This is a genomic window from Mycobacterium sp. 5-140-3-2 (assembly GCF_035666375.1).
In the GTDB taxonomy this organism is placed as follows: domain Bacteria; phylum Actinomycetota; class Actinomycetes; order Mycobacteriales; family Mycobacteriaceae; genus Mycobacterium; species Mycobacterium intracellulare.
Genome location: NZ_CP142025.1, coordinates 1,631,123 through 1,646,654, shown reverse-complemented (window position 1 = coordinate 1,646,654; position 15,532 = coordinate 1,631,123). Strand labels below are relative to the sequence as shown.

The window sequence follows — 15,532 nt, the reverse complement described above, 5'->3', positions numbered from 1 at the left end:
GCGTGCCGCGGCAGTTCAAACCGAGGAGGACGAAGTTTTGCGCATCGGGAAGATAACGATCGGCTCACTCGATGATTGGACGCTGACGCCGGGCTCGGTCACCTCATGGCACCCGACCGCCGCGGCCGCCGAAAAGGCACGACAAGCCCCGGTCAGCTCGGTGCCGGTCAGTTACATGCAGGGCCAACACCTTCGCAACTACCGCGACCGCACGGCCGCCGGGCTGAATTTCTCACGGCAGATCATCGCCACCTGTGAGGTCGCCGGGACGTGCGACATCGCCGCCATGAACCACGCCGTCAACACCTACCTGCGCCGGCACGACACCTTCCGCAGTTGGTTCGAGGACACCGGTGACGGGGAGTTCATCAGGCACACCATCGGCGATCCCGCCGACATCGAATTCGCGCCGGTTGAACACGGCGAGATGACGGCTGAGGAAATTCATGCTCACGTGGTGGCCATACCGAATCCGCTGGAATGGGGCTGCTTCACGTTCGGAATTATCCAGAGCGAGAACCATTTCACGTTCTTTGCGGCCATGGATCATGTCCACGGGGACGCGACATTGATCGGCACCACGATGATGGAGGCCAACGGCATGTACACGGCGTTGAGCGGGGGCGGTGAGGCCCTTACTCTTCCCGATGCCGGCAGCTTCGACGATTTCTGCATCCGCGAACGCGAATACACGTCGACGTTGACTCTTGATTCGCCTGAGGTGCGCGCGTGGATTGACTTCGCCGAGAACAATAATGGGGGCTTTCCCGAATTTCCGCTGCCGCTGGGTAACCCGCAGGAATCCAGTAGGAGCGACATGACGTCCGAACTGTTGATGGACGACGCGCAGACGGAGCGATTCGAATCGGCCTGCGCGGCGGCCGGCGCGCGCTTTGTCGGGGGCCTGTTCGCCTGCCTCGCCCTGGTGGAGCACGAATTCACCGGCGCCCTGACGTATTACGGTCTCACTCCCCGGGATTCACGCAAAGCCACCGACAATTTCATGACGCAGGGTTGGTTTACCGGCTTGATTCCGATCACCGTGCCGATAGCCGCCGCCTCTTTCGGCGACGCCGCATGGGCGGCGCAGGCTTCTTTCGATAACAGCCTGGACATGGCAAAGGTGCCCTACTACCGCGTGTTGGAACTGGCGCCGTGGCTGAGCTGGCCGCAGCCAAACTTTCCGGTGTCGAACTTCTTTCACGGCGGCGCCGCCCCCCTCAACGCCATTCTTGCCGCCGCCGACCTGGGACTCGCAAACAATATCGGGATCTACCCGGACGGCCGGTATTCACATCAGCTGACCATTTACATATTCCGGTACGGCGAGGGCACGGTCATGGCGATTATGCATCCCGACAACCCGGTCGCCCGGAAATCGGTTGTCCGCTATATGGAAGCGATGAAGTCGGTCTGTGTGCGGGTCGCCGGCAGCGGGAGCTGGGGGCGCGTCGCGTAGCGTGGAGCACTTCGATGGCACGTGATGCGAAATCGCGTGGTTTGACCGGGCCCGGTCGAGGGCGGCTGAGTTGCCGCCGACCGGGGGTGAGGGCGGTATGCGACGGCTAGCCGATTTTGTGGTGCGGTGGCCCTGGGCAGTGATCGGGATCTGGGTCGCGATTGCGGTCGCGCTGCCGCTGACCTTCCCATCGCTCGGCGAGATGGCCGAGAAGCACCCGCTCGCCATCCTGCCCAGCGACGCGCCATCGAGCGTCACGGCCCGAAAGATGACCGAGGCGTTTCACGAGGCGGGCTCGGAAAACCTCCTGCTGGTGGTCCTGACCAACGACAAGGGTCTGGGCCCCGCCGACGAAGCCACCTACCGCACACTGGTGGACACGCTGCGGCAGGACACGCGAGATGTGTTGATGCTGCAGGATTTCGTCAGCACACCGGCCCTGCGCTCGGCCGTGACCAGCAAAGACCACAAGGCCTGGGTGCTCCCGGTCGGCGTTGCGGGCGAGCTGGGCACTCCCAGCTCGTATGCCGCGTTCAACCGGATCGACGGCATCGTCCAACGCGTCGTCAGCGGCACGCCGCTGACGGTCAACCTGACCGGCCCCGCGGCGACCGTCGCCGACCTCACGGTCGCCGGCGCTCGGGATCGGATGCCCATCGAGCTGGCGATCGCGGTTCTGGTGCTCGTCGTCCTGCTGATGATCTACCGTAGCGCGGTCACCATGCTGCTGCCGTTGCTGAGCATCGGCACATCCCTGGTCATCGCCCAGGCGGTGGTAGCGGGCTACTCCCAACTGACCGGGTCGGGCGTCTCAAACCAGTCCGTCGTCTTCCTCAGCGCCATAATGGCCGGCGCCGGAACGGATTACGCGGTCTTCCTCATCAGCCGGTATCACGACTATTTGCGGTCGGGTGCGAATTCCGATGAGGCGGTACAGCGTGCGATGTTCTCGATCGGCAAAGTGATCGCCGCATCCGCCGGCACCGTCGGCATCACGTTTCTCCTCATCAGCTTCGCCCGGATGGGCGTGTTCAAAACGGTCGGGGCGTCGGCGGCGATCGGGATCGGTGTGGCATTCCTCGCCGCGGTGACGTTACTGCCGGCGATCCTGGTGCTTGCGGGGCGACGCGGCTGGGTCAAACCCCGGCGCGAACTGACCACACGATTCTGGCGGCGTTCGGGCATCCGCATCGTGCGCCGACCGAAGGTCAATCTGATTGCCAGTGTGCTGGTGTTGATCGTCCTGGCCAGCTGCGCCGGCCTGGTGCGCTACAACTACGACGATCGCAAGGCCCTGCGGACTTCGGCGCCGAGCTCCATCGGGTACGCCGCGCTGGATCGCCATTTCCCGGTGAATCAGTCCATTCCGCAATACATCCTGGTCCAATCGCCGCATGACCTGCGCACGCCCAAGGCCCTCGCGGACCTGGAACAGATGGCGGACCGGGTCAGCCAACTGCCGAATGTTGCTGCCGTCAGCGGCATCACGCGCCCGACCGGCAATGTGCCGGAACAATTCCGGGCGACGTATCAGGCCGGTGCCATCGGCACCCTGCTGGCGGACGGGTCCACCCTGATCAAAGATCACACAGGCGACCTCAACCGGTTGGTCGCCGGCGCGGGCACGCTGGCCGACAACCTCGGCAACGTGCGAGGCCAGGTCGTCCAGCTCGCCGCGAGTGTGCAGGAACTGGAGAGCGCCTTCGCGTCGGCGAAGAACCAGTACAGCGGCGACGCGCTGGTGAAACAGGTCGACCTCACGGCCCAGCTCGTCGACCATGTCAACGCGATCAGCAATTCCATGGGTTGGAACTTCTCGGCGGCCAAGAACGTCTTCGCCTGGATAGGCCCGGTGCTGGCGGCGCTGCAGGGCAACCCGCGATGCGATGCCGATCCGTCGTGCAGCGACACCCGCGGGGCGTTCGAGCAACTGGTCGGCCCGCAAAACCAAGCGGACCTCGATGCGATCAACGAGTTGGCCCATCGACTGCAGGAGTCCCCGGACAAACGGACGCTCAAGGCGTCGACCGACCGCGTGCGCGCCTCGCTGGCCAAGCTCACCAAGGTGTTGCACTCCATGGGGTTGGACAAACCCGGTGGCATGCAAACGAATCTGAACACTGTGCAAGACGGCGCGAACCGATTGGCCGGTGGCAGCCGCCAGGTGGCCGACGCCGTTGCTCAACTCGTCGACCAACTCAAGCAGCTCGGTAGCGGACTCAACGAGTCGGCGGCGTTTCTGTTGTCACTGAAACGCGATGCGGCACATCCGGCAATGGCCGGGTTCAATATCCCGCCCCAGCTGCTGCAATTGGAGCAGTTTCAGAAGGCGGCCAAGGTCTTCATTTCGCCGGACGGCCACTCGGTGCGGTATTTGGTTCAAACCAAACTGAATCCGTTCAGCACGGAAGCCATGGATCAGGTCAACGCGATCATCGCGGCGGCTCGTGGAGCGCAGCCGAATACCGCGTTGGCGGACGCCACCGTGTCGATGGCCGGATATACCGTCGCGCTGAAGGACACGCGTGACTACTACCAGCACGATATCCGGTTCATCATCGCGGTGACGCTCATCGTCGTCCTTTTAACCTTGATCGCCCTGCTGCGCGCGGTTGTCGCGCCGCTGTATCTGGTTGCTTCCGTGGTCATTTCGTATTTGTCGGCGGTGGGCATCGGCGTGCTGGTATTTCAATATCTATTGGGCCAGCAATTGCATTGGAGTGTGCCCCCGCTGGCATTCGTGGTGTTGGTCGCGGTGGGGGCCGACTACAACATGCTGCTCGTCTCGCGAATGCGCGAGGAGTCTGGACACAGCATGCGTTACGGCATCATCCGGACGCTGGGCTCGACGGGCGGCGTGATCACCGCGGCGGGTCTGATCTTTGCGGCCTCGATGTGTGGCCTTTTGTTCTCCAGCATCAGCACCGTGGTCCAGGGCGGTTTCGTGATCGGGGTGGGCATATTGCTGGACACCTTCTTGGTGCGCACCATCACCGTTCCCGCCATCGCCGCGCTGGTCGGACGGGCGAACTGGTGGCCGTCACAGGGGGGCGTGCCGTCGCCAAAACCGTCACTGGATGGACGCGCCGAGCCGCGGCCCGGTTAGCACCTGCACATGATGTATGTGAGACTACGAGGCGAATTCGAGCGGTCAGGAGTAGGGATGAAGAAACTACTCGCGGGAGTGACGGCGCTGGTAACCGTCGGTGCCACAGGGTGTTTCGGCGTCAATACCGCGACCGCCGACGAGTCGCCCATCGGCGGTCCGCCGACTCCGGGGGCCCCGGGCGACCAGACTGCGTTCGCGCTCGGCGGCGCTCACGTTCTGGGCATCCCCTACGACGAGTACATCCGTCAGGAGGGCGCCCAATGGTTCCCCGGTCAGAAGCGCGAAATCGTCCGTTACCCGGCGGGCCAGGTTCAGGGGCACGTGCTGGAGCGGCTCTTCCCGGGCATCGGCAAGCTCGATGAGCAGTTCCCGGGGCTGGGCGCGGACGGCCCCAGCGTCGGCGAGTCGGTGGACGTGGGAATCGACAACCTCGATGCGGCGATCCGCACCGGCCGCCCGGGTACGGCGATCGGCTTGTCGGAGGGCGCGTTCGTGGTCGACGGCGTGCAGGCTCGGCTGGCGAACGACCCGACCGCTCCCCCGCCCGACAAGCTCAACTTCGCCACGTTCGGCGATCCGATCGGGCGTCACGCCTTCGGTCAGAGTTTCCTGACCGCCATGTTCCCGGTCGGCAGCGTCGTCCCCGCGCTCGACTACACCATGCCGCCGCCGTATGAGAGCCAGTACGACACAAACAGGTTCGTGGCCGCGTACGACTCGATCGCGGACTTCCCCGACCGGCCGGACAACATGTTCGCGCTCGCCAACACGCTGCTCGGCCTCGCCACCGGTCACACGGCGGTGGCCTTCACGAACCCGAGCATGGTGCCGCCGCAGAACATCAGGACGACGATCAACTCCAGGGGCGCGAAAGACACGACGATCATGGTTCCGGAAAAGCACCTTCCGCTGGTCATGCCGCTGAAATACGTCGGGATTGACGAGGACACGCTGAACAAGCTCGACGCGATCCTGATTCCCCGCGTGAATGCGGGCTACTCGCGAAACGACGACCCGTCGACCGCCCCGGTTCAGGTGGACCCGGTGCACGGCTTCGACCCGGCGGAGGTCACCGCGCCGGCCAACCAGGCGACCTTCGGCGGCGACGCCGACCCGCTCTCGCAGATCCTCGCCGGTGCCACGTCCGTGTTCTCGCACGGCGCAAGCGAAGTTACCGACTGAGCGCGCCTATGTCTCAGTCGTCGATCCTCGCCATGCTGCACGGACGCGCCAGCCTGCGGCCCCACGACGTTGCCTACACGTTCACCGACTACCAGCACGACTGGGACGGTGTGCGCGAGACGCTCACGTGGTCGCAAGTCTCGCGCCGCACACTCAATGTGGCACGGGACCTCGGCCCGCACGGGTCGGTCGGCGACAGGGCGGTGATCCTGGCGCCCCAGGGCCTGGATTACATCGCGGCGTTCCTGGGGTCTATGCAGGCCGGGCTCATCGCCGTGCCGCTGCCGCTGCCGCATCGCGGTTCCAGTGATGCGCGGGTCAGCGCGGTCCTCGCCGACACGTCGCCGTCGGTGGTTCTCACGACGTCCGACGTCGCGGAGGATGTCGCCGAATACGTCGACCGGGCACGCATGGACGATGTCCCCAAGATCGTCGAAATCGATTCGATGAACCTCGATGTCGAGGGCGAAGCAAACGTTCCGACGGATGATTTGCCGACCGTCGCGTATTTGCAGTACAGCTCGGGTTCGACCCGAACGCCGACCGGGGTGATGATTTCGCATCGAAACCTCGAGGCCAATTTCGAACAGCTGATGCGCAGCTTCTTCGTGGACTTCGGAACCAAGTTTCCGACCGAGGCCACGATCGTGTCGTGGTTGCCCTTCTACCACGACATGGGTCTGGTGCTGGGCGTCTGCGCGCCCATCCTGAGCGGCCACCGCGCCGAGCTGACGAGTCCGGTCGCGTTCTTGGAGAGGCCGGCCAGGTGGATGCGAACGCTGGCCGAACATCCGCACACCTGGTCGTCGGCGCCCAACTTCGCCTTCGACCTGGCCGCCCGCAAGACCACCGACAAAGACCTGGCCGGCCTGGACCTCGGCGACGTGCTGGGCATCATCAGCGGCGCGGAGCGTGTCGAGGCGGCCACCCTGCACCGCTTCGTGGATCGGTTCGCGCACTTCAATTTCCGGGACCACATGATGCGTCCCTCATACGGCTTGGCCGAGGCGACCGTCTTCGTGGCGACCGGCACCTGGAGTGAATCCGCGCCGGCGGGCCACTTCGACGCCGAAGAGCTCGGGGCGGGCCGCGTTCGGCCGTGCGCACCCGGAAGGGGAACGGCGACCGCGAAAGCGACGGCGCTCGTCAAGTACCGGGTGCCGCAGTCGCCCATGCTCCGGATCGTCGACAGCGAGACGAGCCGCGAATGCCCGCCCGACGCGGTCGGCGAGATCTGGGTGCATGGCGAGAACGTCGCCGACGGATACTGGCGCAAAACGCCGGCCGAGCAGCGATGCTTCGGCGCCACGCTCGTCGACCCGTCACCGGGGACGCCCGACGGTCCCTGGCTGAGGACCGGCGACCTGGGTTTCATCCACTCCGGCGAGCTGTTCATTGTCGGCCGCATGAAGGACCTGCTGATCATCCGCGGGCGCAACCACTATCCCGAGGACATCGAGGCGACGGTCCAAGAGATCACGGGTGGTCGGGTCGCGGCGATCTCGGTGCCGGTGAACAGCACCGAGAAGCTGGTCACGGTCATCGAGCTGAAGAAGCGTGGCGATTCCAGCGGGGAGACCCACGACGTCAGGCACTGGCTCACCTCCATCAAAACCGACGTCACCTCGGCGATTTCCAATAACCACGGCGTGAATGTCGGGGACCTCGTCCTGGTACCGCCCGGGTCCATTCCGACCACGACAAGTGGCAAGATCCGGCGCGCCGCCTGCGTGGAGCAGTACAGCCAACACCAATTCGCCCGTTTGGACGCCTGAGCCCGCCCGGTGGACGCGCGCGCGCCGGCCGGTAGCGCGCTTCGCATAATGGTTCCACCCCCGCAGCGGCAAAGGAGCCACGATGAGCGCAACCAGCACTGACCGTCCCCTACGCGTCATCCAGTGGACGACCGGGAACATCGGGCGGCGCTCGCTGCACGCCATCATCGGGCGGCCCGACATGGAACTCGTCGGCGTGTACGCCCACGGCGAGGAGAAGGTCGGGGTCGACGCCGCCGAATTGGCGGGCTGGCCGGAGCCGACCGGGGTGCAGGCCACCAACGACATCGACGCGCTGATCGCCCTGGGCGCCGACGCGTGTTGCTACAACCCGTTGTGGCCCGACATCGACGAGCTGGTGCGGCTGCTGGAATCGGGGGTCAACGTGTGCACCAGCGCGGCCTGGATCACCGGCGGCAAGCAGACGCCGCAGGACCGCAAGCGAATCGAAGACGCCTGCCGACGCGGCAATTCGACGATCTTCGGCAGCGGCGCGCACCCGGGCATGACCAACATGGTCGGCATGGTGCTGTCCGCCTCGTGCGAGCGCGTCGACGAGATTCGCATCACCGAGTCGGTGGACTGCTCGACCTACGAATCGGCCGAAACCCAAACCGCCATGGGGTTCTCGCAAGACCCCGACACCCCGGGGCTGGCCGACAGTGTGCGCCGGGAGAGCGAGGTCTTCGCCGAGTCGGCCGCGATGATGGCCGACGAGATCGGCGCGAAGCTGGACAAGATGACCTTCGACGTCACGTTCACCGCGGCGACCGGCGACTCGGATCTGGGGTTCATGAAGATTCCCGCCGGAACCGTCGGCAGCGTCTACGGCTACCACCGCGGCTGGGTCGGCGATCGCAACGTCGTCAGCGTCGGGTTCAACTGGACCATGGGCAACCATGTCGTCCCGCCCAAACCACTCGAGCACGGGCACGTCATTCAGGTGTTCGGCCTGCCCAACATGCGCACGGTTCTGCACTGCCTGCCGCCCAAGGACTGGACGGAGCCCGGGTTCATGGGATTGGGAATGATCTACACCGCGATGCCGGTGACCAACGCCGTCCCGGCGGTGGTGGCGGCCAGGCCGGGCATCGTGACGCTGGCGGATTTGCCGCCGGTCACCGGCCGGCTCGCCCGATAGGGCCTATGCCGTTCGCCACAGCCGGCCGCCCCAGGAGGAACGCTTGCGTGCACTATGGTTAGGATGCCTAGCTGAGCAAATTTTCCGTTGACATCGATGTCGTCGGCGATGGTTGGTGAGCTTTGCGGCGAGGCCCGAAGCGGTGGGCGAAAGGCGGTCGGGTGATGGCTGATCCGAAATCAAGTCCTCGCCCCGGTGTCTTGACCCGCGTGCTGCAAAAGGCGTGGATCCCGCTGCTGCTGGTGGTCGTTTTGGCTTTGTCTGCACTCGTGGTGTCACGGCTGCACAAGCTCTTCGGCTCGGAAGATCTCAACGCGAACGCCGGCAAGGGGATCGAAATCGTGCAGTTCAACCCGAAGGTCGTCGTCTACGAGATTTCCGGCGCCCCGGGCACCACGGCAAACATCAACTATTGGGACGAGAACGCCAACACGCATCAGGTCGACAACGCGCCGCTGCCGTGGTCGACGACGATCTCGACCACGTTGCCCTCGGTGAGCGCCAACATCATGGCGCAAAGCAACGGCCCCACGATCAACTGCAAGATCACCGTGGACGGCGTCGTCCGCGACAACCAGAACTCCGACGGCCATAACGCCCAGACCTTCTGCCTGGTGAAGTCCGCATGAGCAATGTGAACAACGAGACCGATTCCGGCGCCAGAAGCGCCGAAGACGACGCAGCCACCGGCCCGATCAGCACTCGCGGCCTGTCGAAGGCCGAGCGCGGCCACCGCCCCTACCTCCCCCACGCGATCCGCATCTTTGCGATCCCGATCATCCTGGGCTGGTTAGTGATCACCGTCTTGGTGAACGTCCTGGTCCCCTCCCTGGAAGTGGTCGGCGAGGCGCATTCGGCGCCGATGACTCCCCTGGACGCGCCGTCGATGAAGGCGATGATGCGGCTGGGCAGTAACTTCCACGAATTCAACTCGAACAGCACCGTGATGATCGTCCTGGAGGGTCAGCAGCCGCTGGGCCCGGACGCGCACAAGTACTACGACAAGCTGATCCGAGACCTGCGCAAGGATCCCGCGCACATCCAGCACATCCAGGACTTCTGGGGCGACCGCCTGACCGCTGCGGGAGCGCAGAGCGCCGACGCCAAGGGCGCGTACGTGCAGGTGAACCTCGCCGGTAATCAGGGCACCACGCAGGCCAACGACTCCGTGGACGCCGTCCGCAAGGTGATCGATGAGAACAAGGCGCCACCCGGCGTGAAGGCCTATGTCACCGGCCCCGCGGCGCTATCCGACGACATGCACATCATCGGTAACGCCAGCCTGGCCAAGATCACGCTGTTCACTCTGGGCGCGATCGCGATCATGCTGCTGCTGGTCTACCGGTCGATCGTCACGACGCTGATCCAGCTTTTCATGACCTTCGTGGCGCTGGCGTGTGCGCGGGGCGTCGTCGCGGTTCTGGCCTATAACAACGCATTCGGGCTCACCACGTTCGCCGCCAACATCCTCACCATGCTGGCGATCGCCGCGGGAACTGACTACGGCATCTTCCTCGTCGGGCGATATCAAGAAGCGTTGGCCGCCGGTGAGGACCGAGAAACGGCTTACTACACCACATTCAAGGGCGTCGCCCCGGTCGTCCTGGGCTCCGGACTGACGATCGCGGGAGCGACCTACTGCCTGAGTTTTACCCGCCTGCCCTGGTTCAACACCATGGGCGCGCCGGTGGCGATCGGCATGCTGGTCGTGGTGCTCGCCGGGCTTTCCCTCGGCCCCGCGGTCGTCTTCGTCGGCAGTCGCTTCCACTTCTTCGAAAGGCAGGCGAAGCGAGGGCGACTGTGGCGCCGGGTGGGCACCGCGGTAGTGCGTTGGCCCGCACCGATTTTGGCCGTCAGCGCCGCCATCGTCCTGGTCGGCATGGTGGCACTGCCGGGCTTCAAGCCCAGCTACAACGACCGTCACTACCTGCCGTTGTCAGCCCCCGCCAATCAAGGGCAAGAAGCCGCGAATCGGCACTTCTCCGAGGCCCGGATGAACCCCGACTTGTTGATGGTCGAATCCAACCATGACATGCGAAACCCGGCCGACATGCTGGTATTGGACCGGGTGGCGAAAAACGAGATGCGCACGCTCGGCATCGCCATGGTTCAGGACATCACCAGGCCGCTGGGCATCCCGATTCAGCACAGCTCGATTCCGTTCCAGAACAGCGTCCAGAGCCAGACGACGATGCAGAACATGGGCTTTCTCAAGGAGCGCATGAACGACATCCTCAAAATGGCTGATGACTTGCAGACCCAAATCGACACCACGCAGCGCCAGTACGAGGTGTCGCTCGATTTGGCCAACGCCGCCGACGACAGCGCCAAGACCACGCAGGTGACGTCGCAGATCACCGACAGCCTGCGCGACCACATCGCCGATTTCGACGACACGTTCCGGCCGGTCCGCACGTACTTCTACTGGGAGAAGCACTGCTACGACATTCCCGTGTGCATCGGGCTGCGATCTTTGTTCGACACGTTCGACGGGTTCGACCAATTGGCCGAGCAGTTCCACTATTTGACGACCGACATCACGCACACCGCCAAAGCGTCACGCGACCTGACCGAGCTGTTTCCCACGCTGATCGCCACTTTGAAAACGACCAGAGGCATCACGCTGACGCTCTATCAGACGTTCAAGGCGATGATCGACCAGATGGAGGCGATGAGCAACACCGGGATCGTCATGGGTCAGAGCTTTGATCAGTCGAAGAACGACGACTTCTTCTACCTGCCACCAGAAGCCTTTGACAACCCCGACTTCCAGACGGGTCTGCGCATGTTCTTGTCGCCGGACGGTAAGTCGGCGCGATTCTTCATCACCCACCAGGACGATCCGATGACGCCGGAGGGAATCGAACGGGTGGCGGCCGAACGCACCGCCGCGCAGGAGGCGCTGAAGCAATCCTCGCTGGCCGACGCCAAGGTGTATCTCGGCGGAACCGCCGCGACGTTCAAGGACATGGCTGACGGTGAGAAGTACGACCTGATGATCGCCGTCATCGCGTCACTGACGCTGATCTTCATGATCATGCTGCTGCTGACCCGAAGCGTGGTGGCCGCGCTGGTCATCGTCGGCACCGCTGCCAGCTCGATCGCGGCGTCTTTCGGTCTGTCCGTGCTGATTTGGCAGGATTTGTTCGGCATCAATATCCACTGGATCGTGATGGCGCTGGCGGTCATCATCCTGTTGGCCGTGGGATCCGACTACAACCTGCTGCTGGTGTCCCGGTTCAGGGAAGAGATCCATCACGGCCTCAAGACCGGGATCATTCGGTCGATGGCCGGGACCGGTGGGGTGGTGACGGCCGCGGGTCTGGTGTTCGCGTTCACCATGGCGTCCATGCTGGGGAGCGATCTGCGCGTGCTCGGTCAGTTCGGGTCGACGGTCTGCATCGGTCTGCTGCTCGACACGCTGATCGTGCGCACACTGCTGATGCCGTCGATCGCTACCCTGCTCGGGCGGTGGTTCTGGTGGCCGCAGGTTGTTCACCCGCGCGGCGACAACGCGCGACGGCCGGTCAGCGCCTAGGCCGATGGTGGCGACCCGCAGCGCCCGGCTACGCCGCGCTTGCGATCGCCACTAAGCTTCGGCGAGCGCCACGCTCACCGCGACCGCGCCCGCGCCGACGTGCAGCGCCAGCACCGGTCCCAGCTCGGTGACGATCGCGGGCTCACACGCCGGTAGCCGCTTGCCCAGCGCCGTCGCCACCTCGGTGGCGCCGTCCGGGTTGTTGACGTGGTGCACCGCCAGGGCTGCGGTGCCGTCGCCGACGACCTGGCAGACCCGGTCGATCATCGCCTCCGTCGCGTGACTGATAGTCCGGACCCGTTGGGCCAGAACGAGTTTCCCGTCATCGATACGCAACAACGGTTTGAGCGCCAACGCGGTGCCCAGCCAGGCCTTGGCGCCCCCGATGCGGCCGCTGCGGCGCAGGTTGTCCAGCCGGTGCACCACGATGAAGGCGTGTCCGCGGGCCACGGCCTCGCGGGCAGCATCCGCGACGGTGTTCAGGTCACCGCCCGTGGCCGCCGCCCGGGCGGCGGCCAGGGCAACGAATCCGGTGCCCATCGCCGCCGATTTGGAGTCGATGACCCGCACGTTGGGATCCAGGTCGGCCGCGGTGCGCTCGGCGGCCCGGCAGGTTCCCGACAGCGCCGACGAAATGTGCACGGCCACCACACCATCGGCGCCGCTGTCGGCCAGCGCCTGTTGGTACGCGTCGGCGAGTTCGGCCGGGGTCGCCGCCGCGGTGGTCGCCGCCAGCTTGTGGATGTCACCCGGAATGTCGTCCACGCCGTCACGCAGGTCGGTGCCGTCGAGCAGGATGTGCAGGGGCACAACACGTATCCCCCACTTGTCGAGCAGGTCGGCCGGCAGACGGGCCGACGAGTCGGTCACCACCACGACAGTCACGAGCGCTACCCGCGGGGTTTCTCGTTCGAGATGCCGGCCTCGGCGAGCGCCTTGAGCATCAGCTCCGCGACCGCCTGGTGGGCCTCGAAATTCCAATGGATTCCGTCGGGGTTTCCCCGTCCGTTCATCACGTGTTCTGCGACAGCGGCTTTGAGATCGACCAGCGGTACATCGTGGCTTTGCGCCCACGCGGTGATGGCGGCCACGGTCCCCGCCCGACCGTGGTGGGCCCGGCCGTAGGTGTCGGCGATGTGCACCGACGGCAGCGAGGCCACGATCGGGATCCCGGGGCGGTTGAAATCGATTGCCCCACGAGTCTGTTCGAGATAGTCGGCGCTCAGGTGCGGCGGCAGGGCGGGCCTGGCCACCGGGGAGAGCCTGGGCTGCAGCCACCCGTAGCCGTCGCGCACCCACCGTCGCAGCCACGGCGGTCGCACGTAGCGGATCAGCTCACGCAGCGCGGTGGGCAGCACCGACGGCAGCGAATCCATGCCGCCGGTGGCGAAGATGACGGCTCCCGCGCGCGGTAGCGCCGCCCACGCCCGCGGGTCCTGGGTTGCCGCCCACCAGACGTCCCGACACGTCCAGCCGATGCGACCGATCAGTTCCACATCCCAATCCAATTGGGCGGCAACGATGTTCGGCCAGATGCGGGGATCGTCGGCTGGTAGGCCGCCGGTGGGGCCATAGTAGGCCAGCGAGTCGGCGAAGATCAGCAGTGTGGGACGTTGTTCAGAGGACATCGTTGGACACCTGTGCCGAGGCGTTCCATACGTCCAGACGCCAGCGGATGCTCTCGAATTCGTCGTCCTCGTCGCCGGAATGGCCGGAAAGCTGAACCCAGCTGGCGTTGCCCATGCCACCCAGAACCGGCCAGTTGCCGACGGGAAGCTTCAACAACGCGGCCGACAGCGCGGCGATCAGCCCGCCGTGGGCCACCAGCACCACCGGGCGGTCCGGCCCGTCGGGATCACCCCATTCCGGCTCGGCGGCGGCCAGTTCGGCGACCAACGGCACGCTGCGCGCCGCGACGTCCACCCGGCTTTCGCCGCCATGCGGGGCCCAGGTGGCGTCTTCGCGCCAGGCCAATCGGGCGCCGGGGGCCTGCGCGTCGACCTCGGTATGGGTCAATCCCTGCCAGTCACCCAGATGCGTCTCCCGCAGCCGCTGATCCACCCGGATCGCCAAGCCGGTCACCTCCCCCAGCCTGACCGCGGTGTCGTAGGCGCGATGCAGGTCCGACGACACGATCAGCAACGGCTGCACCTTGCCCAGCACCTCGGCGGCGGCGATGGCCTGCGCCCGTCCGAGTTCGCTGAGTTCGGAATCCAGCTGGCCCTGCATCCGGCTGCCGGCGTTGAACTCGGTTTGCCCGTGCCGCAACATGATCAGCCGACGAATCTTCATTGCGCGCTCGAGTCTTCGGAGTCCCCGCCGCGCTCGTCCAGGTCCACCGGCACCACCGGGCAGTCGCTCCACAACCGGTCCAGGGCATAGAAGTCGCGGTCGTCCTGGTGCTGAATGTGGACGACGATGTCGCGATAGTCCAGCAGCGTCCAGCGGCCTTCGCGGGTGCCCTCGCGCCGCGCGGGTTTGTAGCCCGCCTTGCGCATTTTCTCCTCGACCTCGTCGACGATGGCGTTGACCTGTCGCTCGTTGGACGCCGAGGCGATCACGAAGCAGTCGGTGATGGCGAGCTGGGCGGAGACGTCGATGACGACGACGTCGTCGGCGAGCTTCGCGGCGGCGGCGCCGGCGGCCACCGTCGCCATGTCGATGGCTTCCCGCGTGGCGCTCACCTGGGCTCCTCGCCGCCCGGCTTGCTGTAGAGCCGCCGCTTGGAGACGTACTGCACGACGCCGTCGGGCATCAGGTACCACAGCGGACGGTGCTCCTCGGCGCGGCGGCGGCAGTCGGTCGACGAAATCGCCAGCGCCGGAATCTCGACGAGCGTCAACGCGTCATCGGCGAGCTCGCCCAGGACGCCGGTGATGTGGTCGTGGCTCAACTCGTAGCCGGGGCGGCTGACGCCGACGAAGCGGGCCAGGTCGAACAGTTCCTCCCAGCCTTGCCAGGACAGGATGGATTCCAGCGCGTCGGCGCCGGTGATGAAGAACAGCTGGGAATCCGGGTTCAGCGCGCGCAGGTCGCGCAGCGTGTCCTTGGTATAGGTGGGGCCGGCGCGGTCGATGTCGACCCGGCTCACCGAGAACCGGGGATTGGACGCCGTGGCGATCACCGTCATCAGATAGCGGTCCTCGGCGGCGGAGACGTCGCGGTCCTTCTGCCAGGGCTGGCCGCTGGGCACGAACACGACTTGGTCGAGGTCGAACAGGTCGGCGACCTCACTGGCGGCAACCAGGTGGCCGTAATGGATGGGGTCGAACGTCCCACCCATCACTCCTAACCTGCGAAGCTGCTTTTGCACGATGTGCCAGCTTAC

At 65.5% G+C, this 15,532-nt stretch carries 12 protein-coding genes; 7 read left to right on the top strand and 5 right to left on the bottom strand.

What is annotated here, in order from left to right:
• Window positions 1-37: 37 nt before the first annotated feature.
• From P6281_RS07910 to P6281_RS07880, 7 genes are all read left to right on the top strand, one after another.
• Window positions 38-1,459, top strand: coding sequence for a condensation domain-containing protein (locus P6281_RS07910; RefSeq protein ID WP_014384183.1), 1,422 nt, complete (start codon window positions 38-40; stop codon window positions 1,457-1,459).
• A gap of 97 nt (window positions 1,460-1,556) precedes the next feature.
• Window positions 1,557-4,565, top strand: coding sequence for an MMPL/RND family transporter (locus P6281_RS07905; protein WP_324738694.1), 3,009 nt, complete (start codon window positions 1,557-1,559; stop codon window positions 4,563-4,565).
• Between the two features lie 57 nt (window positions 4,566-4,622).
• The gene (gene pe / locus P6281_RS07900; protein ID WP_009953593.1) at window positions 4,623-5,750 is read left to right on the top strand and encodes an acyltransferase PE; all 1,128 of its coding nucleotides are present in this window, start codon (window positions 4,623-4,625) and stop codon (window positions 5,748-5,750) included.
• 8 nt (window positions 5,751-5,758) lie between these two features.
• On the top strand, window positions 5,759-7,525 hold the full coding sequence (locus P6281_RS07895; protein WP_009953592.1) for an AMP-binding protein: 1,767 nt from the start codon (window positions 5,759-5,761) through the stop codon (window positions 7,523-7,525).
• A gap of 82 nt (window positions 7,526-7,607) precedes the next feature.
• Entirely contained in the window at window positions 7,608-8,666 is a 1,059-nt protein-coding gene (locus tag P6281_RS07890; protein ID WP_009953591.1) for an NAD(P)H-dependent amine dehydrogenase family protein, read from the top strand.
• A gap of 164 nt (window positions 8,667-8,830) precedes the next feature.
• Complete coding sequence (locus P6281_RS07885) at window positions 8,831-9,295, top strand: MmpS family transport accessory protein (RefSeq protein WP_172417500.1); 465 nt, start codon at window positions 8,831-8,833, stop codon at window positions 9,293-9,295.
• A complete protein-coding gene (locus tag P6281_RS07880; protein WP_009953589.1) occupies window positions 9,292-12,204 on the top strand; it encodes an MMPL/RND family transporter in 2,913 nt (970 codons plus the stop codon). Before P6281_RS07885 ends, P6281_RS07880 begins: the two co-directional genes overlap by 4 nt.
• 51 nt (window positions 12,205-12,255) lie before the next feature.
• Here P6281_RS07880 and P6281_RS07875 read toward each other — a convergent pair whose 3' ends face one another.
• Genes P6281_RS07875 through nadD form a run of 5 tightly spaced genes read right to left on the bottom strand, consistent with a single transcriptional unit; the run spans window position 12,256 to window position 15,517 of the window.
• The gene (locus tag P6281_RS07875; RefSeq protein WP_014711134.1) at window positions 12,256-13,089 is read right to left on the bottom strand and encodes a DegV family protein; all 834 of its coding nucleotides are present in this window, start codon (window positions 13,087-13,089) and stop codon (window positions 12,256-12,258) included.
• Between the two features lie 5 nt (window positions 13,090-13,094).
• The gene (gene octT / locus P6281_RS07870; protein WP_008255242.1) at window positions 13,095-13,832 is read right to left on the bottom strand and encodes a diglucosylglycerate octanoyltransferase; all 738 of its coding nucleotides are present in this window, start codon (window positions 13,830-13,832) and stop codon (window positions 13,095-13,097) included.
• Window positions 13,822-14,496: a glucosyl-3-phosphoglycerate phosphatase gene (gpgP, locus tag P6281_RS07865; protein WP_008255240.1), complete on the bottom strand. Its 675-nt coding sequence runs from the start codon at window positions 14,494-14,496 to the stop codon at window positions 13,822-13,824. Before gpgP ends, octT begins: the two co-directional genes overlap by 11 nt.
• Window positions 14,493-14,888, bottom strand: a complete 396-nt coding sequence (gene rsfS / locus P6281_RS07860) for a ribosome silencing factor (protein WP_008255239.1) — start codon at window positions 14,886-14,888, stop codon at window positions 14,493-14,495. Before rsfS ends, gpgP begins: the two co-directional genes overlap by 4 nt.
• The gene (nadD, locus tag P6281_RS07855; protein WP_014382188.1) at window positions 14,885-15,517 is read right to left on the bottom strand and encodes a nicotinate-nucleotide adenylyltransferase; all 633 of its coding nucleotides are present in this window, start codon (window positions 15,515-15,517) and stop codon (window positions 14,885-14,887) included. Before nadD ends, rsfS begins: the two co-directional genes overlap by 4 nt.
• Window positions 15,518-15,532 lie beyond the last annotated feature (15 nt).

Bases quoted from the DNA above. Each gene is read 5' to 3' on its own strand.
- P6281_RS07905 (WP_324738694.1), top strand. From the start codon at position 1,557: ATGCGACGGCTAGCCGATTTTGTGGTGCGGTGGCCCTGGGCAGTGATC.
- pe (WP_009953593.1), top strand. From the start codon at position 4,623: ATGAAGAAACTACTCGCGGGAGTGACGGCGCTGGTAACCGTCGGTGCC.
- P6281_RS07895 (WP_009953592.1), top strand. From the start codon at position 5,759: ATGTCTCAGTCGTCGATCCTCGCCATGCTGCACGGACGCGCCAGCCTG.
- P6281_RS07890 (WP_009953591.1), top strand. From the start codon at position 7,608: ATGAGCGCAACCAGCACTGACCGTCCCCTACGCGTCATCCAGTGGACG.
- P6281_RS07885 (WP_172417500.1), top strand. From the start codon at position 8,831: ATGGCTGATCCGAAATCAAGTCCTCGCCCCGGTGTCTTGACCCGCGTG.
- P6281_RS07880 (WP_009953589.1), top strand. From the start codon at position 9,292: ATGAGCAATGTGAACAACGAGACCGATTCCGGCGCCAGAAGCGCCGAA.
- octT (WP_008255242.1), bottom strand. From the start codon at position 13,832: ATGTCCTCTGAACAACGTCCCACACTGCTGATCTTCGCCGACTCGCTG.
- gpgP (WP_008255240.1), bottom strand. From the start codon at position 14,496: ATGAAGATTCGTCGGCTGATCATGTTGCGGCACGGGCAAACCGAGTTC.